Origin of the sequence: Gilliamella sp. B3464, assembly GCF_026536145.1 — a bacterium.
Lineage (GTDB): Bacteria > Pseudomonadota > Gammaproteobacteria > Enterobacterales > Orbaceae > Gilliamella.
The window spans coordinates 16,467-40,902 of the sequence record NZ_JAFNOQ010000014.1 but is presented as its reverse complement, the minus strand read 5'-3'; the positions used below and the strand labels follow the sequence as shown (position 1 = coordinate 40,902).

The following is a 24,436-nucleotide window of genomic DNA, read 5'->3' as shown; positions in this document are numbered from 1 at the left end:
CTCAATAACTGTCTCTGACATATTCAAATGAATCTTCAGTGTCACTTATCAAGACTTAATTTTTTCAGTCCGTAGACTTTTAATTTTTCGTCTCGCAAGTGCCCACACAGATTGTCTGTTTCTTCTTTTTAAAGAGCTGACAGCGTTAAATTTAACTAAACATTTTGTTGTTTCAGTTTGCTGTCTCAAGGGCTGCGTATACTACGCTACACCTTTTTATTCGTCAAGATCTTTTTTCAATATTTTTGATCTTGCTCTCTAACACGTTCTTCGTTTGTTTTTCACTAACGCCGTGTCAGTGGATGCGCATTATAGGCACTTAAAAAATTCCTGCAAGTGTTTATTGCTATTTTTTTTCTGTTTGTGTTTTTTTTACTCATGGCGCTGTGAAAATAAACTAATTCTATACAAATTTTACAAACTTTCTTTATTTACTATTGATTATATAATTATAATTTTTCTATTTCAGTCTAACTTTTCAAGCATATTTTATATGCCTTTTACTTTTGCACATCCTGCAATTGTTTTATCTTTTTACAAAAAACCTCAATTTTTCTATGACAGCCATAATTATAGGTAGTATGTCACCTGATTTTGAATATTTTCTTAGAATGAAAATAAAAAGTGATATGAGCCTTACTTTAATTATGGTATTTTTTATTTTGATCTACCAATAACAATAATTGTTGCTTTTATCTTTCACTTCATTATTCGTAATGAATTAATCAAAAATTTGCCGCATTTTCTATATAAATGATTTACTCATTATCTAAATTTTAATTGGCGTGAATATTGCTACCATCATTGGTTTATTGTCTTAACTTCTGTATTAATAGGTGCACTATCTCATGTAGGTTGGGATAGTTTTACTCACTTGACTGGCTTTTTTGTGAAACACTTTCCTTTTTTACAACAGATAATTTCACTAAAAAATACAGATATTCCAATCTATTAATTATTGCAACATAAAAGTGCTCTGATCGGATTAAGCTTAATATGCCTCTTTATTCTTAGGTTATCTGTCTTGATTGATAAGAAAAATAAAATTAGCTTCCTATATTTAGGTTCAGTATTTTTGATTTTTTTAAGTTGTTTTTCTCTTTTTTCCATCAATACTATTCATTGCTTTGCTCAAAGTGCGGTGAATTTTATCAATGCGCTATTTTTGGGATTAATTTTATCACCGCTTATCGTGAAAATTATACGGCATTAATTTTAAACACCGTATTAGGATAGTATTTTTAGATAATTATGATTCTGCTTTTATTTTATTGGGTAAATCAGCCAAGCTGTTAATTACCCAATCAGCTTGTGCTAATGCTTCTTCAGTAATGGCATCACCGGTCTTGACTAAAACTGTTTTTTTAACACCTGCCTTTTTACCCGACAATAAATCCGATACTCTGTCACCAACCATATATGAACTTGCAATATCGATATTTAATTCCTTAGCTGCAGTTTGAATCATACCAGGACTCGGCTTACGACATTCGCATTTATCAGTCAATGGATCGTGAGGACAATAATAGATTCCATCCAAATCTACACCGCGATCTTGTAATGACCAATCCATCCATTCTGTTAATGTATTAAACTGTTCTTCAGTAAAGATATTTCTAGCTATACCTGACTGATTGGTCGTAATCACCAACAAAAAACCCATTTTTTTGAGTTCTTGCATAGCTTCTATAACCCCATCAATAAAATCAAATTTATCAATGGTATGAACATAATTATAATCGACATTAATGGTACCATCTCGATCCAAAAAAATAGCAGGTTTCATGTTTACTTTTTTCCTTTTACTTAGGCATTACACCAATTCGTATAGCATATTATTGATTGACTTAGATGTCTAGACGTCTTAATATTCAGCTATCTACCCTTTGTCTATATATATTATGATACAATTACAGCATATTTCGAAAATATTTGAGCATAATAAGACCCCAATTCATGCTTTAAACGATATTTCCCTTCATGTTCCAAAAGGGAAAATCTATGGCGTTATTGGCAAATCAGGAGCGGGAAAAAGTACACTTATTCGATGCGTAAACCTACTTGAAAAACCAACCAGTGGCAAAATACTTTTTGATAACCAAGATATTACCCATTTATCTAATCGAAAATTAATTGAAGTACGCCGAAAGATTAGCATGATTTTTCAGCATTTTAATTTGTTATCATCTAGAACTGTATTCGATAACATTGCTTTTCCACTCGAACTAAATAAAACGCCTAAAAAGGTAATCAAGCAAAAAGTAAATGAGCTTATTGAACTTGTAGGTTTAAGTGAAAAGGCTGATGTCTATCCAGCTAATTTATCTGGTGGGCAAAAACAACGCGTCGCTATTGCTAGAGCGTTAGCCAGTGAACCTAAAGTATTATTATGTGATGAAGCAACTAGCGCATTAGATCCAGAAACAACACGCTCTATTTTAGCTTTATTAAAAGATATCAACCAAAAACTCGGTTTAACCATTTTATTAATCACTCATGAAATGGATGTGGTAAAACAAATTTGTGATCAAGTTGCCGTTATCAGTAATGGTAAATTAGTAGAACAATCATCGGTTGGCGAAATGTTTTCACACGCCAAAACTGATATTGCAAGGCAATTTATACAATCGACTTTACACTTAACTATCCCTGAGGATTATTTAGCAAGGCTATCACCTGAATATAAAGAAGGTTTAAATCCATTAGTAAGATTGGAATTTACGGGTGTTTCAGTTGATTTACCACTGTTATCACAAATTGCTAAAGAGTTTGATATTGATAGTAACATTATCAGTGCTCAAATGGATTATGCTGGCGGTGTTAAGTTTGGATTAATGTTGACAGAAATGAAAGGCAAACCAAAAAGCACAGCATCAGCAATACAATTTTTAGAGAACAATAACACCAAAGTAGAGGTGCTAGGTTATGTTTAATTTTCTTCCTTCGTTTAAACCTTTTGAGTCATTATTTCGATTTTTAGCTGAACACGATTTTTGGGCAAACTTTGTGACTTTTTGCTCTTCTTTTAATGGCTTTAATGAAGCCATGTTATTCAAAATGGCACAAGCGACCGATGAAACCCTATACATGGTTATTTTGTCAGGTTTTTGGGGAACAGTTATTGGCTTACCGATAGGCATACTACTTTATACCACACGCAAAGGACAAATTTTAGATTGTTACTTAGCAAATAACGCTATTTCATTTATTACTAATGTATTTCGTTCCATACCATTTATTATTTTGATTGTCTGGATTATTCCTTTCACGACATTTCTTATGGGAACTTTTATTGGTAAACAAGCAGCAGTGGTACCACTGAGTATTGGTGTGTCACCTCTAATTGCACGAATGATCGAAAATGCCTTATTAGATGTACCAAAAGGATTAATCGAAGCAGCACGTTCAATGGGAGCAACACCACTACAAATAATTTATAAAGTTTTATTACCCGAATCATTACCTGTCATTGTTAACAGTATGACAATTACATTAATTACCCTAACTGGCTATATTGCTATGGCTGGTGCTGTTGGTGCAGGGGGACTTGGTCAATTAGCAATACAATATGGTTACAATGGTTATAAGCCTGCTATAATGAATACGGTTTTGATAATATTAATTATTATCGTATTTATTATTCAATTTATTGGCAATGCTATTGTAAAACGTGTTACTCATCATTAATTTTGGAGAAAATTATGTCTATTAAAAAGCTAGCACTTATCACTACTTTGGTGAGTGCATTTTTTTTAACGGGTTGTGATAATAAACAATCAAAAACAGAAGAAAATAAACCGGTAGAGCCTGTAAAAACTAACACGATTAAAGTTGGTGTGATTTCAGGCCCAGAACAAGAAGTTGCAGAAGTTGCTAAACAACAAGCTAAAGATCTTTATAACTTGGATGTAGAACTGGTTATTTTTAATGACTATGTCACGCCAAACCAAGCACTAAATGATGGCTTAATTGATGTTAACGCATTCCAACATAAACCTTATTTAGATGAACAAATGAAAGAACGTGGTTATAAATTAGCAGTAGTCGGCAACTCATTTGTTTATCCAATTGCTAGCTATTCACATAAATTAAAACCAATTGATAAATCAGCTGAAACTGGTGCCGGCGTGAAAGTAACCTCACCACGTGACGAAACCTTCTTTATTCCAGCTAGCTCAACGATAGCCATTCCTAACGATCCAACTAATTTAGGCCGTTCATTACTTTTATTACAACATGAAGGCATGATTACGGTGGATAAATCAAAAGGATTACTACCGACAGTACTTGATATAACCAGCAACCCGTATAATTATAAAATTGTTGAACTTGAAGCACCAATGTTACCGCGTTCATTAAAGGACGCACAAGTTGACCTTGCCATTATTAATAACGCTTTTGCAGGACAAGCTAATTTAACACCAAGCAAGGATGGTATTTTTGTTGAAGATAAAGAATCACCTTATGTAAACATTATCGTATCACGTGAAGTAGATAAAGATAATGACAATGTCAAAAACTTTGTTAAAGCTTACCAGACAGATGCCGTAGCCCAAAAAGCAAATCAAGTGTTTAATGGCGGCGCAATTCGTGGTTGGTAAAATCATAGCTAAAATATTATGATGTTTTCCACCGACTTAACGTCGGTGGATGTTTTTAATATGTCGTAATAACTATTATAAAATGTATTTTACTCATGAGTTGTACCTGTTAACTCAATTAATATGAAACAAATAATCAACCCAATAGGCATTATCCATTCACCTTATAGTGAAAAATTTGCTGTGCCTCGACAACCTAATTTAGTGACTGAAGGTCAAGGTGAACTGCATTTGTTACCACCTTACAATAACCCTGATGCAATTAAAGGATTAGAACAGTTTTCTCATCTTTGGCTTCTATTTCAATTTCATCAAATTGAATTAGACAAATGGCGTTTAACAGTGCGCCCACCTCGTTTAGGCGGAAATAAAACGTTAGGGGTATTTGCAACCCGTTCTCCATTTAGACCCAACCATATTGGTTTATCAGCAGTAGCGTTGAAAGATATCGTTATAAAAAACAAACAAGTCATTTTAAAATTAGGTAGTGTTGATTTAGTAGATGGAACACCGGTTATCGATATCAAACCCTACTTACCCTATTGTGATAGTTATCCCGAGGCAATTGCCGGTTATGCTCAAGCGATGCCAGATAAAACCTTAACCGTTGAATTTTCAAAACAAGCACAGCAATCACTAAAATTATATCAACTGACATACCCTAATTTAGCGACATTAATTACTCAAGTTATTGCTCAAGATCCAAGGCCTGCATATAAACAAAAAAGTTTGAAAGAGCAGGATTATGGATTTAGACTTTATCACTTTAATATTAAGTGTAGAATTTCTGATAAACATGCCATAGTTGAAGATATTGATATAGAAAAAAACAACAAAACATAAATCGCATTACTGCCGTTATTATCATAAATTCTATACTAGAAACACGTTTAGTTTATTAAGTAAAAAGTAAACTACCTAACTTATTGATATTAAAAACAATTAATAAGATATTTTTAGGTGTTATTGTCATAAAGAGTTTTGTAAAGATTCTTTACAAAAATATCTATCAAAACCGATAAAAGAAACTGACATAATTATACGAGTCTGGTAAATTAGAACTGGGTTTAATTTCCCTATATTTCACCTTACCACTAAAATTTTAACAAATTTTAGTGGTCCTTTTAGAAAGAAAAATCAATGATAATTGGTATGCTGTTTAGCTCTGATTTGAGCAATATCAATCGTATCAAATATGTAATGTTTCCCACAATAATCACAATGAATATCAATTTTGCCACCATCTTCTTTTAACATCTGATCTATTTCATTGGCAGGCAAAGTCATTAAGCTATCTTCACAACGTTCACGAGAACAACCACATTTAAATGTCACGTTATGAGTCTCAAATAATCGAACTTGCTCTTGATTATATAAACGATATAAAATTTCTTCAGTGGACAGTTCAAATAACTCATCACTAGTAATCGTTTGAGTTAAGGTACATAGATGCTCGAAAGAATCAGATGTATTTTCATTTCCTGGCAATATCTGCAATAAAATACCAGCAGCAACAGGTTTATTATTATAAACGCCTGTTTTGACAAATAAACGTGTTGGTAACTGCTCAGACTGCATGAAATAGTTTTCAATACAACCAATAAGCGTATCGCTTTCTAATCCTACAATACCTTGATAACGTTCACCATTTTTGGGTGTAATTGTAATAACAATATAACCATTACCAACCATTTCTTTAAGTGTTGCATTATTGGCAATATCCGACTTTACACGCGCAACTCCTCGAAGTTGTTGCTGATCATTACCATTTACAACCGCTAAAGATAAAGGACCATCACCTTGTAATTGTACAGCGATATCACCCTCAAATTTTAGTGTAGCTGTTAACAAACTGGTTATCACCAGTAATTCACCTAAGACTTTTTGTACAGCAACGGGATAAGTGTGATTATCTAAAATTGCCTGGTATGTCTGTTCAAGATTGGTGATTTCACCTCGAATAGCGTGATTATCAAATAAAAATCGATTAAGAGTATCCATATTAGTTATTTTCGCCTAGTTGTCTATCATATTTAAATTTAATCAAGTTACGTCGCTCTTTTTTATCCGGTTTCCGATCCGGATGTGGCATAGTTAATGCGTTAAGTTTACGTGCTTGTGCTATGGTTTCGCGTTTAGTAATACTTTCTTGCGTTTCTTGATAAAGTAATTGTGCCTCTGTAGCAGATCTACGCTGTTCAGTAATGGCTAATACTTGGATGGTCTTTTGATCAGAACCTTGTCGAAGAGTTAAAATTGCACCCACTTCAATAATTTTACTTGGTTTAGTGCGCTGTCCATTATAATGAACTTTACCACCCTCAACCATTTCTCGAGCTAATGAACGAGTTTTATAAAACCTTGCAGCCCACAACCATTTATCTAATCTAACTGGATTCATTACATCCTCATATACATTTTTCATCAAGTCAATCTGATACTAAACACTAGTCAGATATCAAATATCTTTACAGGGTATATAAGGATGTTTTTACTTAAATCAATATTATGGATTAATAATAAACTCGTTTTCATTAGACAATAAAGTGCCAGATAATTTAAATGGTGAAATACTACCGTGTAAATCTGCACTATAATTAATGGATTTAGGTGGTTCTTCTATTAATTTCCACTCTTTTAATAGTGAACTGGAGATATTATAGGCAGTTAAATGTAACGAGACAAATTCAGTTTGCGTTGGATCTATTGTCGCTATTGCTTCAACCATACCGCCACTCACTAACGAACTAAAACTGACTAAAGTTTGATTTTGAGCATCAAATTTAACAACAAGATCGGGATATTTAATATCAATTTCATTAATAGAGCCCAGTTCAGCTTTACAAAATAAGGTTCCAGCATAAATACCTAATTTTCTATCTTGAACTAAGACTACATTAGAGCCTGACATTTCAAAATTGATAAAAACAAATGGAAAATCTGAATTTTTATCAATGAACATACCAGGTAAAATGGTTAATTGATCCACTTCTACTCGGCTAAATAGATCGGGTAATAAAAATCCGTCTGATTTTGGTGGTACTTGGTAATTGACACCAGCTAATAATAATTTTTCTAAATGTAAAGCGTTATTACTCCAACTACCAGTAAAATCAAGATTACCTTCATTCCAATTTGCCATCGCTTTTTGAATTTCAACTTGATTATTTTTAAACTGTAATTGTAACAATGCCGATGAAAATACCTCATCATGCCAAACTACACTCTCTGCACTCAAAGTAACATCACTATCATCTACTATCCATTGTTGATCATAGCGTAGGTTAGTTGCATCAATATTCCCTTTATCAATAGTTAACCCTGGAAGTTGAATACTACTATCGAACATAGTAAATTGGCGAATAACTAACTTAGGCAGTATTGCAGAATAGCGGTCATCGATCGATTGAAAATGAATCTTATTAATCTTCAACTGTTCAATATCCCAGCTATTATCCGCCATTATTTTCAATTTACTAACAAAAAAACCGTTATCAACATTACCACCTAAATTGGTAACAGTAATAATGTTATTTCGATGAAAACCTTGAATAAGTACCTTATCCATTGTCTGTTGATTTAACATAACTTGCTGTGCCGTCAAATCAAACTGATAGTCTCCCTCACCTTGCGAATTAAATGATTTAATGCCACCATTTAACTGGTTTAATGATAATTTATCTTGGTTATTATTAAGGGGAATATTGATTTTGGTATCCACTAATTTTAGCGTGTTTGCTGTAAAATTATAATCTTTAGCTGTTTGTGAATAATCAATCACACCTTCAAAAACAGTAATATAATTGAAATGATTTAACTGCCATAGGTTATCTTTATCAAATCCAACAACTAATTTTGGAACATTGACCAATTGCTGCTTTTCATTACTAATCACAACATCATCAAAAGACAGCTCATAAAAATTTGAAAATGAATGACTTACCTTGCCAATAGAAATAGTATAAGGACTTAATTTAGATAATTGTTGCCCAATTAAATTCGCACCAAAAGAAGTCTGCATTAAGAAATAAGGTAATAACAACACAAACCAAATAATAGACAAGACAATAATTATAGATAATCTTAATCGTCGCATAACATAAATAAACTAAATGGTTAAATTAAAATATTAATAATTACATTACGATAACCGATTTTAGCCAAAATAGCACCTGATTTCGATATAAATGATTTGTGGTCAGATCGGTTTTACAGTTAATATATAGCGATAGACATTGGTGTCTTTTAAAATAACATATACAACTACAATCACCACCTGCCACGCTTTTGATTAAGCGTTGGGCTTGTTATTTTTTTTATTATCAGTAAAACGGGAGAGCAAAGATGAAACAAATCCCAATGACGGTAAAGGGAGCCGAATTATTACGCGCGGAATTGGAAGAGCTGAAAAATGTTAAACGACCACAAATTACAGCAGCTATAGCCGAAGCAAGAGCGCACGGGGATTTAAAAGAAAACGCCGAATACCATGCAGCCAGAGAACAACAAGGCTTTTGTGAAGGACGTATTCAAGAAATTGAAGGCAAGTTATCACAAGCACAAATTATTGATATTACCAAAGTGAAAAACACCGGACGTATAATTTTTGGTGCCACAGTAACAGTAATCAATGTTGATACCGACGAAGAAACAACTTATCGCATTGTCGGTGATGATGAAGCTGACTATAGGCAAAATCTGATTTCGGTCAACTCACCTATTGCCAGAGGTTTAATTGGCAAAGAAGATGGTGACACAGTCCAAATTAAAACACCAGGCGGTGATGTAGAATTTGATATAGTAAAAGTTGAATATATCTAATATCAAAAAAACATAAAAGTTAACAATAAAAACAGGGCTTACTGCCCTGTTTTTATTTTATTTAGGTAAAGTGATTTTCTTTTCATCACTTGGTCTAAAAATGGTAAAAATAGACCCGACTTGTTGTACAGCTAGTGCTTTGGTTTCACGAATAATTGCATCGCAAATTAATTTTTTACTGTCACGATCTTCAGCTGATACTTTAATCTTAATTAATTCATGAAAATTTAAAGCGCTTTCAATTTCAGCAAGAACACCTTCGGTAAACCCATTAGCACCAATCATCACAACAGGTTTTAAATGATGGGATTCACTTTTTAAGTACTGTTTTTGTTTATTTGATAAATTCATTAATTTTTTATCACATTAAGTTGTAATTTTGCTATTCTACCCTTATATATATGAGTAATCAATTGAAGAAACCTTCTTACACTAAGGATTTATTAGCGGTGAGTAATAAAAAACGCTCGGCAAGTTCGACACGCTGGCTTAATGAACATTTCAAAGATCGCTTTGTACAACAAGCCCAAAAAAAGGGATTACGATCTCGGGCATGGTTCAAATTAGAAGAAATTCAAAAAAGTGACAAACTATTTAAACCCGGGATAACCGTTGTTGATTTAGGTGCAGCACCTGGTGGTTGGTCACAATACGTAGCATCTTTAATTGGTAATAAAGGTCGCATTATTGCATGTGATTTATTACCCATGGATCCGATTGTTGGCGTTGATTTTTTGCAAGGTGATTTTCGTGATGAAGCAGTATTAAAAGCACTGCTTGAACGCGTTGGTGATCAAAAAGTTCAAGTTGTGATGTCAGATATGGCCCCCAATATGAGTGGTCAACCCGCTGTTGATATTCCTAGAGCTATGTATTTAGTTGAACTCGCGCTTGATATGTGTCGAGACGTGCTTGCACCTAATGGTAATTTTATTGTCAAAGTATTCCAAGGTGAAGGTTTTGAAGAGTACCTAAAACAGGTACGCTCAATGTTTAAAACAGTCAAAATCCGTAAACCTGAAGCTTCACGGGCAAGATCCCGAGAAGTTTATATCGTTGCAATGGGTATGAAGTAGCCAGTTGTATAATTTTGTAGTACCATTGCTAAGTTAATTTTAGTCGTAACTGTTAATTTTTATGAGAGGTTTTTCTTTTGAACGACATGGTAAAGAATTTGCTGATCTGGGGAGTCATTGCGGTAGTATTGATTGCTGTATTTAATCAATTCAGCTCAATATCCAATAGTGGTCCTCAAGTCAATTATACCCAATTCAACTCAGACATCACCAGTGGCAAACTTCAAGAGGTGCATATTAACGGGCGTGAAATTGTTGCCACCACTAAAGGTAACGGCAGTTATGTCACCTATATCCCTTATTTTGATGAAAAATTAATGGATGATTTGGTATTAAACAAAGTTGCTGTTTATGGTAGCCCTGATGAAAAACCGAGTTTATTAGTTAATATTTTAATCTCTTGGTTTCCAATTATTCTATTAATTGGCTTCTGGATTTTTATCATGCGCCAAATGCAGGGTGGCGGCAAAGGCGGGCCAATGTCTGTTGGCAAAAGTAAAGCCAAAATGCTCACTCCAGATCAAGTCAAAACTAAGTTTACCGATGTTGCGGGTAGTGAAGAAGCGAAGCAAGAAGTCACCGAAGTCGTGGATTTTTTACGCGATCCTGGCAAATATCAAAAACTAGGTGGACGCATCCCAAAAGGGATTTTGATGGTTGGACCACCAGGTACCGGTAAAACGCTACTTGCCAAAGCTATCGCGGGTGAAGCCAATGTACCTTTCTTTAGTATATCGGGTTCTGACTTTGTCGAAATGTTTGTTGGTGTCGGTGCATCTCGTGTCCGCGATCTATTCGAACAAGCTCGTAAACATTCGCCTTGTATCATTTTTATTGACGAAATTGATGCTGTCGGACGTAAACGTGGCGCAGGGTCAATGGGTGGGCATGACGAACGTGAACAAACCCTTAACCAAATGTTAGTTGAAATGGATGGTTTCGAAGCGAATAGTGGCATCATCATTATTGCGGCAACCAACCGTGTTGATATTTTAGATCCAGCATTACTTCGCCCAGGTCGTTTTGACCGCCAAGTACAAATTGGTTTACCGGACATGAAAGGCCGTGAACAAATTTTAGCCGTTCATGTACGTAAAGTTCCACTTGGTTCTGATGTCAATTTATCCGTTCTTGCACGTGGTACACCTGGTTATTCTGGCGCTGAACTAGCAAACCTTGTAAACGAAGCCGCACTATTTGCCGCTCGTCGTAATAAGCGCTTAGTCACCATGGACGAGTTTGAAGAGGCTAAAGATAAAATTAACATGGGTACTGAACGACGTTCATTAACCATGACCAAAGAACAGCTTATTTCTACTGCTTATCACGAAGCTGGTCATGCAATTATTGGTTATTTAATGCCTGATCATGATCCGATTCACAAAGTGACCATTATTCCACGTGGACGCGCATTAGGGGTTACGTTCTTTTTACCTGAAGGTGATCGCGTTAGTGAAAGCCGTGAAAAATTAGAGGGTGACATTGCAACACTTTATGGTGGTCGGCTTGCTGAAGAACTTATTTACGGTGTTGATAAAGTATCAACCGGTGCATCTAATGATATAAAAGTCGCGACGCAATACGCCAGAGCGATGGTTACTCAGTGGGGCTTTTCTGATCGCTTAGGTCCATTATTTTATGAAATGGATGATAACTCATCTTATGGTCGTCCTAAAGATATTTCAGATGAAACAGCACGTATCATTGATGAAGAAGTCAAAAAAATTATCGACCGTAATTTTGAACGGGCACGTAAAATACTGACTGAAAATATGGATGTACTTCACGCCATGAAAGATGCATTAATGAAGTACGAAACTATTGGTGCTAAACAAGTTGCAGATTTAATTGCTCGTCGACCTATCACTGCGCCTGATGATTGGACAGAAAGTGACGAAAAAGCAGCAAATCAAATTCCAAATGAAGGAAGCGATATACCACCTCAATCAGAAAGTTAATTGACTTTAATAAAATATAACGCGCTACGGCGCGTTTTTTATCGATAATATTAAAATAACTATCTCATAAATAGGGCAACAATAACATCATAATCTGCATAAAATACATGCAACAATTGTGCTCAAGCGTTTTTAATATCGCATAAAAACATTATCAATAAAAATCGAATAAGGCTATAACCATGGAAATACGTTTTCAAAATCAAGTAATGGAGCTCTCTTATCCACAAGTGATGGGTATTGTAAATATGACACCAGATTCGTTTTCTGATGGCGGCAATTACAACAATCTTGATGATGCAATGCGTCGTGTCGATAACATGATCCAAGCCGGTGCCACATTCATTGATATTGGTGGAGAATCAACTCGACCAGGGGCGGCTGAAGTCTCGGTTGAAGAAGAACTCGATAGAGTGATTCCTTTAGTTGAAAAAGTTGCCCGTTATTTTGATGTTTGGATTTCGGTTGATACCTCAAAACCACAAGTCATAACAGAATCGGCAAAAGCAGGTGCACGCTTAATCAATGATATCCGTGCACTAACCGAACCTGGCGCAATTGAAGCTGCGTCCCAAACAGGATTACCCGTTTGTATTATGCACATGCAAGGCGATCCAAAAACTATGCAAAATGCACCACATTATGAACAAGATATCTATCAAGTAGTGGATGACTTTTTTGCTCAACATATTGATCGTTGCATACAAGCAGGAATTGATCGACAAAAAATCATTCTCGATCCTGGCTTTGGTTTTGGTAAAACCTTGGCTCATAATTATCGACTCTTAGCAACATTAGAAAAATTCCACCATTTTGACCTCCCTTTATTGGTAGGCATGTCACGGAAATCCATGATTGGACAAGTATTAAATGTACCACCACAACAGCGTATGCAAGGTAGTGTAACTTGTGCTGTCATTGCTGCAATGAAAGGTGCACACATTATTCGTGTCCATGATGTTAAAGAGACATTTGATGCATTACGAATTGTACAAGCGACATTAGCGGAACAAAAATGAAAATGTTTATTTTGTAGTAGATGTAAAATGTAAAATCAAGAGATTTTGGGGGGATGCAAAAACGCATCCATTTCCTTAAAATTTTTAATCACGGTTTAACTTCTTTTAAGAAGTTAAGAAATTTCAGAAACAAATTTGATTGATAAATAAAAACAATTCCCGACCAGAAGTTTATGGGAATATCCATATTTATGGATAAAAATCAAACAAACCACTCACTGCAAAAAATCCCGACAAAAACCAACAACCCTACAGAATTATTATTCATAAATGCTTTAAAACAGTTATTGCGTTGGCGTTGCTTGATTAATGTTTGTTGATAAATAAATAACATCGAGGCTAATGCTAACGCGCTATAGTATATAAACGATAAATGATTGATTAACCCAACAATCAATAAACAGATTATGGCGATCATTTGTAACACACCAATCATTAATTTGTCATAACAACCAAATAGAATTGCCGTTGATTTAATACCAATTTTTATATCATCATTTCGATCGACCATAGCATACTCAGTATCATAAGCGACCGTCCAGCTAATATTCGCTAAACAAAGTAACCAGCAAGTTAATGGAAATTGCTCAATGGTTGCCGCGTACACCATTGGAATGCTCCAACTAAATGCTAGCCCCAAAATAACTTGAGGAAGATGAGTATAACGCTTCATGAAAGGGTAAATCATGGCGGTTAATAAAGCAAAACAGGCAATTAACCAAGTCAATTTGTTTAAAGTTAGCAATAAACCAAGTGCTATTGCTAAAAGTAACACTAGTGTCCATAATGCATTTTTAGCAGTTAATGCACCCCGTGCCAATGGGCGATTTTGGGTTCGTTCGACATGTGCATCAAAGTTACGATCGGCATAATCATTTACCACACAGCCAGCCGCACGCATAACAATTACCCCTAAAACAAACACTAATGAGGTATAAGTATAAGGCTGACCAGTCAGCCAAATTGCCCAAAGCGTGGGCCATAGTAATAATAAGGTACCAATTGGTCGGTCTAACCGCATCAGTTGTAAATAAGCTAACATAATTTGGGGTTTATCTGAAAAGTAATAGCAGGATTATACCGTTTCCCTTAAAAGCTGCAAAGTTGCGACAACGTCTATAAAACTTAAGCAAAGTAAAAAGTTAAAAGGAATTCAAAGCCTACTATAACGTCGATAGCATTAACAAATATTGCTGAGCAATGACGGCTAACGATTGATAAAATTGGCTAATGTCATTATTTTTCAAGCATTCTAAATAGTTTGATGACCAGGTCAGTAAATGTTCATTAATTAATTGCTTGGCAATTGATATTTGATTTTTTTCGAGTAATAACGCAAATGCCATTAACATTAATCCAAACTGATCTTCCGGCTCATTCATACCGGTATTAAGAGTTATCCCGTGTTGCTGTAAAAACTGACGATAACGCTCTTGTGATTCGCCCATTAATAACTGTTCTTGATCTAAATAAACGGATCCCCAAGGGGGCGCAGGCATATCACCCTGCCCTTCAAATAACAACGAAAATTGATAATCAAGATCTGTATTACTTATCTCTGTCATTAATGTTTGGCATTGCTGACTAATTAATGATGGATTTTGCCAATCAATAAGTTTATCAATATGTAATAAAGGATTAATTAGTGGCTGTACAATCTGGCTATTTGGCGAATAATAAAAAAAAGCACCTAACACTTTTGCCACCGTTGCGCATGCTAACTTATCCAAGTTATTCTATCCCTTAATTATCATTAGACGATTTTTTCATCTTGATGAGTAAAACTGTTTGTTACTTATTATAATGGAATTACCCATAAATTATAAAATACAATGCGCCCACAAATTTCAGCAACAAAAACACAAGTAAAAGCGATAATCGATAAGATCATTGCATAGTTTGCTCGCCAAATATTGATAATCACTAACAACAAAGCAACTAAGATTAAAGCACATTCACCAATCATCCAACCACTTTGCTGAGCGGTGAGTTCTGGCGTAATAGTTGCCATTAAATTAGCATAAGGTATTTTTAACAATACGATTAACAATCCAGCCATCAAAAAAACAACGCTACCCAACCGTTTTAAACCTAACATAGCGCTTGCAATCCCACCTAAAGCAAACATAGCGGTATACATTTGCAAGGCAGTATAATACGTATCCCATGTTTTAACTGTTGGTAACATATAGGTTAAAACAATGGTCCAAACAAACACTAAGCTCAATAAAATCAAAACGGCTGATAGTAAGCCATTGACATAAGGAATCTTATTTACCTTCCAGCAAATAACTCTAAAGAATTTGAACTTATCGTCAGTTGGATAACACGAAAAATAATTTAATACTACTGAAGCAAAGGTGACACCAAATAATATGCCAAAGGTAAAAATTTCGTTACTCATCGGCGAGCGACCAATCCCAAAAATCACATTTAATGCGCGTAAAGGATGCCCTAAGTGGAAAGAAGCAATGATCATGCCTATCGCCATAAAAATCAGGCTGACAACATTAATTTTTTGAATAATAGATATTTTATCTTTTGTATGATTAACCAGATAATATAAGCTACTTAAAAACACCATGCCAGCGGATAGTTGCCCAAACACCGTAAAAAATACTAGCGGTAATTCATGCATATTACACCTCCTCTGGATTGAGTATTTTACCCAATGTATCACCCGATGCTTTAGCTTGAGCATGTGGTTTAATCACGATATTAGGTTTTGTTAACTGAGCATCAGGTAATGGTGCAATATTACGTTCTTCACCATAGCGCTCACGTAATTTATCGATTTGGTCAAAATCTAATGCACGTTGTGGACAAGACTCTACACAGACTGGTTTTAGCCCCTCAGCCACGCGCTCATAACAACCATCACATTTTGACATCACCCGTTTTTGGTGATCATACTGAGGCGCCCCATATGGACAGCGCATTTCACAATAGCGGCACCCTATGCACACATCTTGATTAACCACAACTAAACCATCTTCCTTGCGTTTATGCATCGCACCGGTTGGGCAACCTTGCACGCAAGTTGGTTGCTCACAATGATTACATGAGATGGATAAATAATAGGTAAAAGTATCATTTTGCCAAATACCATCAACTTGCTGCCATGAACCACCGCCATATTCATATACGCGGCGATAATGAACACCGAGCGCATTATCTTTTTCATCTTTACAACTTAATTGGCAAGTTTTACAACCAGTACATTTGGCCGAGTTAATATAAAATCCAAATTGCATTTTGCTCATCCCCCTATTACCTATGATGTCGATGACATCACCGACAATGGTTTAATCTCAACCAAATTGGTGTGCTGTGGATTAGATTTAGCCAGAACTGAAGGCCGCATAGAAGTTAAGCGATTCACACAACCACCAATATCAATGCCGGCTGCATTAGTTTTAGCCCATAATCCTTGCGGAATAGCAATCACGCCAGGTAATATTCTTGGTGTAACTTTAGCGGGAATATAAAGTCGTCCTCGATCATTGAAAACTTCTACAAGTTGACCGTGCTTAATTTGCCGTTGCTCTGCATCTAGTGGATTAATCCATATACTGCTTGCTACAGCTTCGCGTAATTGAGGTAAATTACTATAACTAGAGTGACAATGGCCTTTAATATGAAATCCTATCATTTGTAACGGATATTTTTGCCGCATTGCTATATCTTCACTCCCCTCAATAGCGGGTAGATAAGCTGGAATGGGGTAAAGCATATCCTGCTCATCAAACTCCCATTCACCGGCTATCTTAGCTAATGCTTCGGAATAGATTTCGATTTTACCGGACGGCGTATTTAATGGCTGATTAATCGGATCGTCTCGAAAATCTTTTAACGCGATTTGTGCATCACTATCAGCTAATTTACGGTCAATCACGCCCATCCCATCAGTGTCAGCAAAGGAGGGTAAATCAGGATTTTGCTTGCGCATTCTTTCATAGCTATAAGCTATCCACTCATCTTGAGTTCGCCCTTGCGTAAATTTCTCTTTAACACCCATTTTTTCAGCCAATTCAGTCAAAACCTCATATGCAGGGCGATTTTCCCATAATGGCTTAATAGCCCGCTGCATTCGAATAAAATAGTGATAAGCACCCGTTGCATAAGAATTATTAATAAGATCATTGCTTTCAACCGATGATACATCCGGTAGCAATAAATCAGCATATCGTGCCGATGCAGTCATATGGGTATCCCACACTAAAATGAATTCACATTTTGATTCATCTTGTAAAATTTGATGGGTTTGATTGAGATCAGCATGCTGATTGCCAATAACGTTACTGGCATAACTCCATAAGAATTTGATACCTACATCGAGTTTATCTTTACCCAGTATGTAGGCATTTTTAGCTGTCATGCTATCTGGATCTGCAATAGCTTTCGTCCATAAAAAGAAAGGAATACTGGTTTTAATCGGATTTAAAAGGTTTAAACCTGGAACAGGATAAGTCACACTCCCTCCCCATGTTCCAATATTAGTACCACGTTTACCAAATTGACCCGTAATAATTGGTAATAACATAATTGCACGAGCTGTATGCTCGCCATTTTGCCAGCGTTGAGCCCCCCAACCTTGAGAGATCCAAGCTGCTTTAGCATTGATAATATCAAGCGCCAGTTGCCGAATTTTTGCAGCTGGAATACCGGTCTTTTTCGCTGCCCATTCAGGGGTTTTAGCGGTTCTATCATCCCCCAAACCTAAAATATACGATTTATAATCACTAAAAGGCGGTGCAGAATCAGGCAAAGTGTCAGCATTCCAACCCACACAATATCGATTAAGCATTGCCTCATCAATTTTATCTTCCTCTAATAGTGCATAAATAATTGCAGCGACTAACGCGGCATCAGTACCGGGAATAATCGGGATCCACTCCGCATTATAACCAACCACACTTTCACTACGCCTTGGATCGATAATAATTACTCGAGCGTTGCTTTGCGCTAATGCATTAAACAGCTCTGTAACTTGCCCACCGCCCGACATTCGCGTTTCGGCAACATTATGACCAAACATCACAACTACATCAGAATGCTTTATTTGATCCAATAATGAATCTTTAGCATTACCATAAATATAAGGTTGAATGGCGGTTATCTGCCCACTTGAGTAATCACCATGATAATTAAGAAAGCCGCCAATACTGCTTAAAAATCGCTTACAGACATTACGCCCAGAAAGATTGGCGCCCGTCGTGCCTGTGCCATATTGATAATAGATAGCCTCATTACCATATTGGTTGATGGTATATTTAAGCTTATCTGCAAGAAGATTAATGGCTTCGTCCCATGAAATGCGTTTAAATTTACCTTCACCTCGTTTACCAATACGGAGCATGGGATATTTTAAACGCTCAGGATCGTAGGTTCGCCAACGAACAGCCCGACCTCGCAAGCAAGGACGAATTTGATGCAATCCAAAGGCAGGTTCGTCAATACCGTCTTCCGACGAAATTTTAGTAATAATATCATTTTTTACATGGACTTTTAATGGACATCGGCTACCACAATTAACTAAACAAGCACTATAAAAAATCTTCTCATCATTAGTAGGATTTGGTGCTAGACTATTTTGAGTTGTCGGATTAGGTTCGGCATAGGCAAATGGTAATTGAAAACTATTTGCGAGCGCAGTAACGCTCCCGACAGCGAGCGATTTTTGCAAAAAATCACGCCGAGTAATCTTGTTTTCTGACTTGCTCATCTTATTCCCTTAATTTTTGTGTGGGATTTATCTATCATAATACTAAAAGTACAATAAAAAAACTGAGAAATAGAAAAATAACTAATTAACTTCAAATAAATTAATATAATAAGAATTATTATCAAATAACGCAGCTTTAAAAAACCTATTTTCAAGTAAGCATAAATTTAATTTCATACATCTTAATGAAAGATTGGTATAATACTCCCATTTATCCGGATAAATAGAAAAATTATGTCACAATCCACATATAATGCCGTTGATATAGAAGTCCTAAAAGGACTTGATCCTGTCCGTCACCGACCAGGGATGTACACGGATACTACTCGCCCAAACCATTTAGGGCAAGAGGTCATTGATAACAGTGTTGATGAAGCAATAGCGGGGCATGCCAAACAAGTTAAAGTCACACTTTATGAAGATAACTCTTTAGAAGTGATTGATGATGGACGAGGAATGCCGGTTGATATTCACCCAGAAGAAGGCGTTCCGGCGATTGAACTATTACTGTGCCGCTTACATGCAGGGGGAAAATTCTCTAATAAAAATTACCAATTTTCTGGTGGTTTACATGGGGTAGGTATTTCGGTAGTTAATGCTTTATCAAAGCGTGTAGAAGTTACCGTTAACCGTGATGGGCAAGTGTATCAAATCGCGTTTGAAAATGGCAATAAAGTTGAAGATTTACATGTTATTGGTACATGTGGTCGTCGTAATACGGGAACCAAAGTTCATTTTTGGCCTGACGAAAAATATTTCGACTCACCAAGATTTTCAGTCCCACGTTTAACGCACCTATTGAAGGCCAAAGCTGTACTTTGCCCCGGTCTTGAAATCATTTTTAAAGATAAGATCAACAATACCGAACAACGCTGGTGCTATCAAGACGGTTTAAAAGATTACCTAATGGAATCAGTTAGTGGTTACACGCTTTTACCAGAAGAACCCTTTACTGGTAGCCATAATGGTGAAACCGAAGCAGTTGAATGGGCACTACTTTGGATGCCTGAAGGCGGTGAACTGTTAACAGAAAGTTACGTTAACTTAATTCCAACGGTACAAGGCGGTACCCATGTAAATGGTTTACGCCAAGGTCTGCTCGATGCGATGCGTGAATTTTGTGAATTCCGCAATTTATTACCGCGAGGAATAAAACTCACAGCCGATGATATTTGGGAACGCTGCGCTTATGTACTGTCGGTCAAAATGCAAGAGCCCCAGTTTGCCGGTCAAACCAAAGAGCGGTTGTCATCACGACAAAGTGCGGCGTTTGTTTCAGCGATTGTTAAAGATGCCTTTAGCCTTTGGTTAAATCAGCATGTACAAGTCGCTGAATTACTGGCTGAAATGGTCATTTCAAGTGCGCAAAAACGCCTACGAGCATCAAAAAAAGTTATCCGTAAAAAGCTGACCAGTGGTCCAGCCCTTCCAGGCAAATTAGCGGACTGCTCGTCACAAGACTTAAGCCGAACCGAACTCTTTTTAGTGGAAGGGGATTCTGCGGGCGGTTCAGCAAAACAGGCTCGCGATCGTGAGTATCAAGCGATAATGCCGTTAAAAGGTAAAATATTAAATACTTGGGAAGTCTCATCAGATGAAGTGCTTGGCTCTCAAGAAATCCATGATATCTCGGTCGCTATTGGTATTGATCCTGACAGTGATGATTTAAGTCAATTGCGCTACGGTAAAATCTGTATTTTAGCTGATGCAGACTCAGATGGATTACATATTGCCACTTTGTTTTGTGCGTTATTTGTTCGTCATTTTCGGGCGATGGTTGAACATGGGCATATCTTTGTTGCTATGCCTCCGCTTTATCGTATTGATTTGGGTAAAGAAGTGCATTATGCCCTTGATGAAGAAGAAAAAGAAGGGATTTTAGATCAGCTTAAACGTAAAAAGGGTAAACCGAATGTACAACGTTTTAAAGGTTTAGGCGAAATGAATCCATTACAACTCCGTGAAACAACGATGGATCCTAATACTCGTAGATTAGTTCAGTTATCACTAGATAATGCAGAGGAAACCATGGCATTAATGGATATGCTGCTGGCTAAGAAACGAGCAGAAGATCGCCGAGAATGGTTACAAGAAAAAGGTGACCAAGTTGAACTTGATGTCTAATATACAGAATAATTTAGAGGAACAATAATGAGTGAGATAACTCATGACGGAGTAGAAGTTCAGTCGCTACGTACTTTTACAGAGAGCGCATATTTAAACTACTCAATGTATGTCATTATGGATCGTGCACTACCGTTTATTGGTGACGGTTTAAAACCTGTGCAACGCCGTATTGTTTATGCCATGTCAGAATTAGGGCTTAATGCTCAGGCTAAATTTAAAAAATCAGCTCGTACTGTAGGTGACGTGTTAGGTAAATACCATCCTCATGGTGATAGGGCCTGTTATGAAGCAATGGTGTTAATGGCACAACCATTCTCTTACCGTTACCCATTAGTAGATGGTCAAGGAAACTGGGGAGCTCCAGATGATCCTAAATCATTTGCAGCTATGCGTTATACCGAATCTCGTCTATCAAAATATGCAGAATTATTATTAGGCGAATTAGGGCAAGGCACTGTTGATTATACGCCAAACTTCGATGGCACCTTACAAGAACCTAAAATGTTACCAGCTAGATTACCCAATATTTTATTGAATGGTACAACCGGCATTGCTGTTGGTATGGCAACTGATATTCCACCACATAATATTCGTGAAGTAGCAAATGCTGCTATTATGTTAGCAGATAACCCAAAAGCAACACTTAGTGAAGTGATGGCTCACATACAAGGCCCTGACTTTCCAACAGAAGCCGAGATTATTACTGCGCCAGAAGATATTGCAAAGATTTATCAAACTGGACGCGGATCAATTCGCATGCGTGCCGTTTGGAAAAAAGAGGACGGTGATATTGTTATTACTGATCTACCACACCAAGTTTCAGGTGCAAAAATATTAGAACAAATCGCCGCACAAATGCGAGCAAAAAAACTGCCGTTAATTGAAGATTTACGTGATGAGTCAGATCATGAAAATCCAACGCGTCTAGTGATTGTACCGCGCTCCAATCGCGTTGATTTAGAACAAGTGATGAATCATCTATTTGCGACAACCGATCTGGAAAAAAGTTATCGTGTTAATATGAACATGATTGGGCTTGATAACCGCCCAGCAGTGAAAGGCTTAGTTGAAATTCTTACTGAATGGCTAGAGTATCGCCGTAATACCGTAACCAGACGTTTAAACTATCGTTTAGACAAGGTTTTAAAACGCCTTCATATCTTAGATGGTTTATTAATAGCTTTTTTAAATATTGATGAAGTTATTGAAATTATTCGGCATGAAGACGATCCAAAAGAAGAATTGATTAAACGATTTGCCTTAAGTGAAACACAAGCAGAAGCGATTTTAGAGTTAAAACTGCGTCATTTAGCAAAATTAGAAGAGATGCGCATCAAAGGCGAACAAGCTGATCTAGCTAAAGAACGCGATCAACTACAAGCTCTACTTGACTCACCAAGAAAACTCAGTAATTTAATCAAAAAAGAGTTACAGCAAGATGCTGAAAAGTATGGCGACGATCGCCGTTCGCCAATTGTTGAACGTAGCGAAGCGAAAGCGATTACCGAACAAGAATTAACACCGTCCGAACCCGTTACTATTGTGCTGTCCGAAATGGGCTGGGTAAGAGCGGCAAAAGGTCATGATATCGATCCCGTTGGGCTAAGTTATAAAGCGGGAGACAGCTTCAAAGCGGCAGCCAAAGGTAAAAGTAATCAACCGGTTGTCTTTATTGATTCTACTGGTCGCAGCTACGCCATTGAACCCAATACATTACCATCTGCTCGAGGTCAAGGCGAACCGCTTACCGGAAAATTGGCTCTCCCTGCTGGGGCAATAGTTGAACATGTCCTTATGTCAGCTAATGAAAATCAAAAATTATTACTAGCATCAAGTGCAGGTTATGGTTTTATTTGTCAATTTAGTGATTTAGTTGCGCGCAATCGTAATGGTAAAGCTATCATTAATTTATCTAATCAGGCTCAGGTATTACCACCTATTGAAATTACTGATGAAGCAAGCTTACTGTTATCCATCACAAAAGCAGGACGCATGCTAATTTTTCCTGTTAAAGACTTACCCGAATTAGCCAAAGGTAAAGGTAATAAAATTATTTCACTTGCCGGTAGTGATGATAGTTTAGCGTATATGATGTTAATCACACCAACAACATCAATAACCTTACATGTTGGTAAACGCAAACTAACGCTTTATCCTGCTGATTTACAAAAATTTACCGCAGAACGCGCGCGTAAAGGTAGTGCTTTACCTCGCGGGCTACAAAAAATAGATCGAATTGAGGTGAACGAATAATATGTCTTTTATTTGGGCGATTATTACAGGCTTTGTGTTAAGCATTGTCTTAAAAACAAGTTGGGGTTTTATACTGGGTCTTTTTATTGGCCCAATGCTTTATCAAGCATTTTGCAATAAATTAACCAATCAACGAACCCAAGCAAATCCAACGCTCTATTTAACCGTTGTTTTTGAAGTATTGGGACATTTAAGTAAAGCTAAAGGTGTGGTGACCCAAGATGATATCAATCTAGCTCGCCAATTTATGGATAGATTACAACTTGATAATAACAGCCGCCAGTTAGCTCAAGAATCATTCAATCGCGGTAAAGCTAGTGATTACCCACTACGTTCACGTTTGGCTGAACTCTATGCACAATATCGTTACCGACGTAATGTGTTAAATATTTTTTGTGAACAACTCATTCAAGCCGCGCTGGTTGACGGTCAATTGGATGATAAAGAGTTAGACATTCTTTTTATTGTAGCAGATGAATTCAATATACCTCGTCAGCAAATGGCAGCGTATATCAAAATGATGATGGCGAGCTATCATTTTGGTCAAAATAGTTATAGTTATTCTCAAAATCAGTACAACCAACATAGTCAATATAATCAGAACAATAATTATGGTGGTTACCAAGGTCGCTCGACTCAATCAGATTTGCAAAATGCTTACAAAATTTTGGGCGTTGAGCCAACAGCTGAGATCTCAGAAATTAAACGCGCTTATCGTAAATTAATGAATGAGCATCATCCAGATAAACTAGTATCAAAAGGTTTACCGAAAGAGATGTTAGAAGCGGCTAAAAAACGTGCGCAAGAAATTCAAGCCGCTTATGATCTTATTAAAGCATCCCGAGGATTTAAGTAG

Annotated in this window: 22 protein-coding genes and 1 pseudogene; 13 read left to right on the top strand and 10 right to left on the bottom strand. The window is 36.5% G+C overall.

Annotation, left to right across the window (positions count from 1 at the left end; genetic code table 11):
* The first annotated feature begins 506 nt into the window (after positions 1-506).
* Positions 507-677 carry a DUF4184 family protein gene (locus J3U57_RS12870; RefSeq protein WP_416379686.1) on the top strand — a complete coding sequence of 57 codons (171 nt, stop codon included), beginning with the start codon at positions 507-509 and terminating at the stop codon, positions 675-677.
* Between the two features lie 101 nt (positions 678-778).
* Positions 779-955, top strand: a pseudogene (locus J3U57_RS12865) (DUF4184 family protein); the annotation flags it as partial.
* A gap of 294 nt (positions 956-1,249) precedes the next feature.
* Here J3U57_RS12865 and gmhB read toward each other — a convergent pair.
* Positions 1,250-1,786: a D-glycero-beta-D-manno-heptose 1,7-bisphosphate 7-phosphatase gene (gene gmhB / locus J3U57_RS12030; protein WP_267344876.1), complete on the bottom strand. Its 537-nt coding sequence runs from the start codon at positions 1,784-1,786 to the stop codon at positions 1,250-1,252.
* Positions 1,787-1,901: 115 nt separating this feature from the next.
* On the opposite strand from gmhB, the gene metN reads away from it, so the two are divergent.
* From metN to tsaA, 4 genes are all read left to right on the top strand, one after another.
* Positions 1,902-2,933, top strand: a complete 1,032-nt coding sequence (gene metN, locus J3U57_RS12025; RefSeq protein ID WP_065798371.1) for a methionine ABC transporter ATP-binding protein MetN — start codon at positions 1,902-1,904, stop codon at positions 2,931-2,933.
* 112 nt (positions 2,934-3,045) lie between these two features.
* Positions 3,046-3,687: a methionine ABC transporter permease gene (locus tag J3U57_RS12020; RefSeq protein ID WP_065633293.1), complete on the top strand. Its 642-nt coding sequence runs from the start codon at positions 3,046-3,048 to the stop codon at positions 3,685-3,687.
* A 14-nt stretch (positions 3,688-3,701) separates the two neighbouring features.
* Positions 3,702-4,601, top strand: a complete 900-nt coding sequence (locus J3U57_RS12015) for a MetQ/NlpA family lipoprotein (RefSeq protein WP_065798370.1) — start codon at positions 3,702-3,704, stop codon at positions 4,599-4,601.
* A 123-nt stretch (positions 4,602-4,724) separates the two neighbouring features.
* Positions 4,725-5,444: a tRNA (N6-threonylcarbamoyladenosine(37)-N6)-methyltransferase TrmO gene (gene tsaA, locus J3U57_RS12010; protein ID WP_065633287.1), complete on the top strand. Its 720-nt coding sequence runs from the start codon at positions 4,725-4,727 to the stop codon at positions 5,442-5,444.
* 294 nt (positions 5,445-5,738) lie between these two features.
* On the opposite strand, the gene hslO is transcribed toward tsaA, so the two are convergent.
* From hslO to J3U57_RS11995, 3 genes are all read right to left on the bottom strand, one after another.
* Positions 5,739-6,611 carry an Hsp33 family molecular chaperone HslO gene (gene hslO / locus J3U57_RS12005; protein WP_267344877.1) on the bottom strand — a complete coding sequence of 291 codons (873 nt, stop codon included), beginning with the start codon at positions 6,609-6,611 and terminating at the stop codon, positions 5,739-5,741.
* Entirely contained in the window at positions 6,604-7,002 is a 399-nt protein-coding gene (hslR, locus tag J3U57_RS12000) for a ribosome-associated heat shock protein Hsp15 (RefSeq protein WP_267344875.1), read from the bottom strand. The genes hslO and hslR overlap by 8 nt, the downstream gene beginning before the upstream one ends.
* 105 nt (positions 7,003-7,107) lie before the next feature.
* Entirely contained in the window at positions 7,108-8,697 is a 1,590-nt protein-coding gene (locus J3U57_RS11995) for a hypothetical protein (RefSeq protein WP_267344874.1), read from the bottom strand.
* A 248-nt stretch (positions 8,698-8,945) separates the two neighbouring features.
* Between J3U57_RS11995 and greA the strand changes: the two genes are divergently transcribed.
* A complete protein-coding gene (greA, locus tag J3U57_RS11990; protein WP_065559646.1) occupies positions 8,946-9,422 on the top strand; it encodes a transcription elongation factor GreA in 477 nt (158 codons plus the stop codon).
* A gap of 57 nt (positions 9,423-9,479) precedes the next feature.
* On the opposite strand, the gene yhbY is transcribed toward greA, so the two are convergent.
* Complete coding sequence (gene yhbY, locus J3U57_RS11985; RefSeq protein ID WP_065633283.1) at positions 9,480-9,773, bottom strand: ribosome assembly RNA-binding protein YhbY; 294 nt, start codon at positions 9,771-9,773, stop codon at positions 9,480-9,482.
* A 98-nt stretch (positions 9,774-9,871) separates the two neighbouring features.
* Between yhbY and rlmE the strand changes: the two genes are divergently transcribed.
* The 3 genes from rlmE to folP all read left to right on the top strand — a co-directional run bounded on the left by rlmE (position 9,872) and on the right by folP (position 13,475).
* Positions 9,872-10,498, top strand: a complete 627-nt coding sequence (gene rlmE, locus J3U57_RS11980; RefSeq protein ID WP_065633282.1) for a 23S rRNA (uridine(2552)-2'-O)-methyltransferase RlmE — start codon at positions 9,872-9,874, stop codon at positions 10,496-10,498.
* Positions 10,499-10,575: 77 nt separating this feature from the next.
* A complete protein-coding gene (gene ftsH / locus J3U57_RS11975) occupies positions 10,576-12,456 on the top strand; it encodes an ATP-dependent zinc metalloprotease FtsH (RefSeq protein WP_416379619.1) in 1,881 nt (626 codons plus the stop codon).
* Positions 12,457-12,638: 182 nt separating this feature from the next.
* Positions 12,639-13,475 (top strand): dihydropteroate synthase, encoded by an 837-nt coding sequence (gene folP, locus J3U57_RS11970; protein ID WP_267344872.1) that lies wholly within the window; start codon positions 12,639-12,641, stop codon positions 13,473-13,475.
* Between the two features lie 202 nt (positions 13,476-13,677).
* On the opposite strand, the gene ubiA is transcribed toward folP, so the two are convergent.
* The 5 genes from ubiA to J3U57_RS11945 all read right to left on the bottom strand — a co-directional run bounded on the left by ubiA (position 13,678) and on the right by J3U57_RS11945 (position 19,200).
* Entirely contained in the window at positions 13,678-14,517 is an 840-nt protein-coding gene (ubiA, locus tag J3U57_RS11965; protein ID WP_267334543.1) for a 4-hydroxybenzoate octaprenyltransferase, read from the bottom strand.
* Positions 14,518-14,638: 121 nt separating this feature from the next.
* On the bottom strand, positions 14,639-15,205 hold the full coding sequence (locus J3U57_RS11960; RefSeq protein ID WP_267334541.1) for a molecular chaperone TorD family protein: 567 nt from the start codon (positions 15,203-15,205) through the stop codon (positions 14,639-14,641).
* 68 nt (positions 15,206-15,273) lie between these two features.
* The gene (locus tag J3U57_RS11955) at positions 15,274-16,113 is read right to left on the bottom strand and encodes a dimethyl sulfoxide reductase anchor subunit family protein (protein WP_267344871.1); all 840 of its coding nucleotides are present in this window, start codon (positions 16,111-16,113) and stop codon (positions 15,274-15,276) included.
* A 1-nt stretch (position 16,114) separates the two neighbouring features.
* Entirely contained in the window at positions 16,115-16,729 is a 615-nt protein-coding gene (locus J3U57_RS11950; RefSeq protein ID WP_416379621.1) for a DMSO/selenate family reductase complex B subunit, read from the bottom strand.
* A 20-nt stretch (positions 16,730-16,749) separates the two neighbouring features.
* Positions 16,750-19,200, bottom strand: coding sequence for a DMSO/selenate family reductase complex A subunit (locus J3U57_RS11945; RefSeq protein ID WP_267344870.1), 2,451 nt, complete (start codon positions 19,198-19,200; stop codon positions 16,750-16,752).
* A gap of 234 nt (positions 19,201-19,434) precedes the next feature.
* Between J3U57_RS11945 and parE the strand changes: the two genes are divergently transcribed.
* Genes parE through djlA form a run of 3 tightly spaced genes read left to right on the top strand, consistent with a single transcriptional unit; the run spans position 19,435 to position 24,436 of the window.
* Positions 19,435-21,324 carry a DNA topoisomerase IV subunit B gene (parE, locus tag J3U57_RS11940; protein ID WP_267344869.1) on the top strand — a complete coding sequence of 630 codons (1,890 nt, stop codon included), beginning with the start codon at positions 19,435-19,437 and terminating at the stop codon, positions 21,322-21,324.
* 27 nt (positions 21,325-21,351) lie between these two features.
* Complete coding sequence (gene parC, locus J3U57_RS11935) at positions 21,352-23,580, top strand: DNA topoisomerase IV subunit A (RefSeq protein WP_267344868.1); 2,229 nt, start codon at positions 21,352-21,354, stop codon at positions 23,578-23,580.
* Position 23,581: 1 nt separating this feature from the next.
* Positions 23,582-24,436, top strand: a complete 855-nt coding sequence (gene djlA, locus J3U57_RS11930; protein WP_267334530.1) for a co-chaperone DjlA — start codon at positions 23,582-23,584, stop codon at positions 24,434-24,436.

Excerpts from the sequence above, each read along its gene's own strand:
- metN (WP_065798371.1), top strand. The coding sequence starts at position 1,902 with ATGATACAATTACAGCATATTTCGAAAATATTTGAGCATAATAAGACC.
- J3U57_RS11945 (WP_267344870.1), bottom strand. The coding sequence starts at position 19,200 with ATGAGCAAGTCAGAAAACAAGATTACTCGGCGTGATTTTTTGCAAAAA.
- J3U57_RS12015 (WP_065798370.1), top strand. The coding sequence starts at position 3,702 with ATGTCTATTAAAAAGCTAGCACTTATCACTACTTTGGTGAGTGCATTT.
- parE (WP_267344869.1), top strand. The coding sequence starts at position 19,435 with ATGTCACAATCCACATATAATGCCGTTGATATAGAAGTCCTAAAAGGA.
- yhbY (WP_065633283.1), bottom strand. The coding sequence starts at position 9,773 with ATGAATTTATCAAATAAACAAAAACAGTACTTAAAAAGTGAATCCCAT.
- folP (WP_267344872.1), top strand. The coding sequence starts at position 12,639 with ATGGAAATACGTTTTCAAAATCAAGTAATGGAGCTCTCTTATCCACAA.
- J3U57_RS11995 (WP_267344874.1), bottom strand. The coding sequence starts at position 8,697 with ATGCGACGATTAAGATTATCTATAATTATTGTCTTGTCTATTATTTGG.
- J3U57_RS11955 (WP_267344871.1), bottom strand. The coding sequence starts at position 16,113 with ATGCATGAATTACCGCTAGTATTTTTTACGGTGTTTGGGCAACTATCC.
- J3U57_RS12020 (WP_065633293.1), top strand. The coding sequence starts at position 3,046 with ATGTTATTCAAAATGGCACAAGCGACCGATGAAACCCTATACATGGTT.
- tsaA (WP_065633287.1), top strand. The coding sequence starts at position 4,725 with ATGAAACAAATAATCAACCCAATAGGCATTATCCATTCACCTTATAGT.
- ubiA (WP_267334543.1), bottom strand. The coding sequence starts at position 14,517 with ATGTTAGCTTATTTACAACTGATGCGGTTAGACCGACCAATTGGTACC.
- gmhB (WP_267344876.1), bottom strand. The coding sequence starts at position 1,786 with ATGAAACCTGCTATTTTTTTGGATCGAGATGGTACCATTAATGTCGAT.
- parC (WP_267344868.1), top strand. The coding sequence starts at position 21,352 with ATGAGTGAGATAACTCATGACGGAGTAGAAGTTCAGTCGCTACGTACT.
- greA (WP_065559646.1), top strand. The coding sequence starts at position 8,946 with ATGAAACAAATCCCAATGACGGTAAAGGGAGCCGAATTATTACGCGCG.
- J3U57_RS11950 (WP_416379621.1), bottom strand. The coding sequence starts at position 16,729 with ATGCAATTTGGATTTTATATTAACTCGGCCAAATGTACTGGTTGTAAA.
- hslR (WP_267344875.1), bottom strand. The coding sequence starts at position 7,002 with ATGAATCCAGTTAGATTAGATAAATGGTTGTGGGCTGCAAGGTTTTAT.
- djlA (WP_267334530.1), top strand. The coding sequence starts at position 23,582 with ATGTCTTTTATTTGGGCGATTATTACAGGCTTTGTGTTAAGCATTGTC.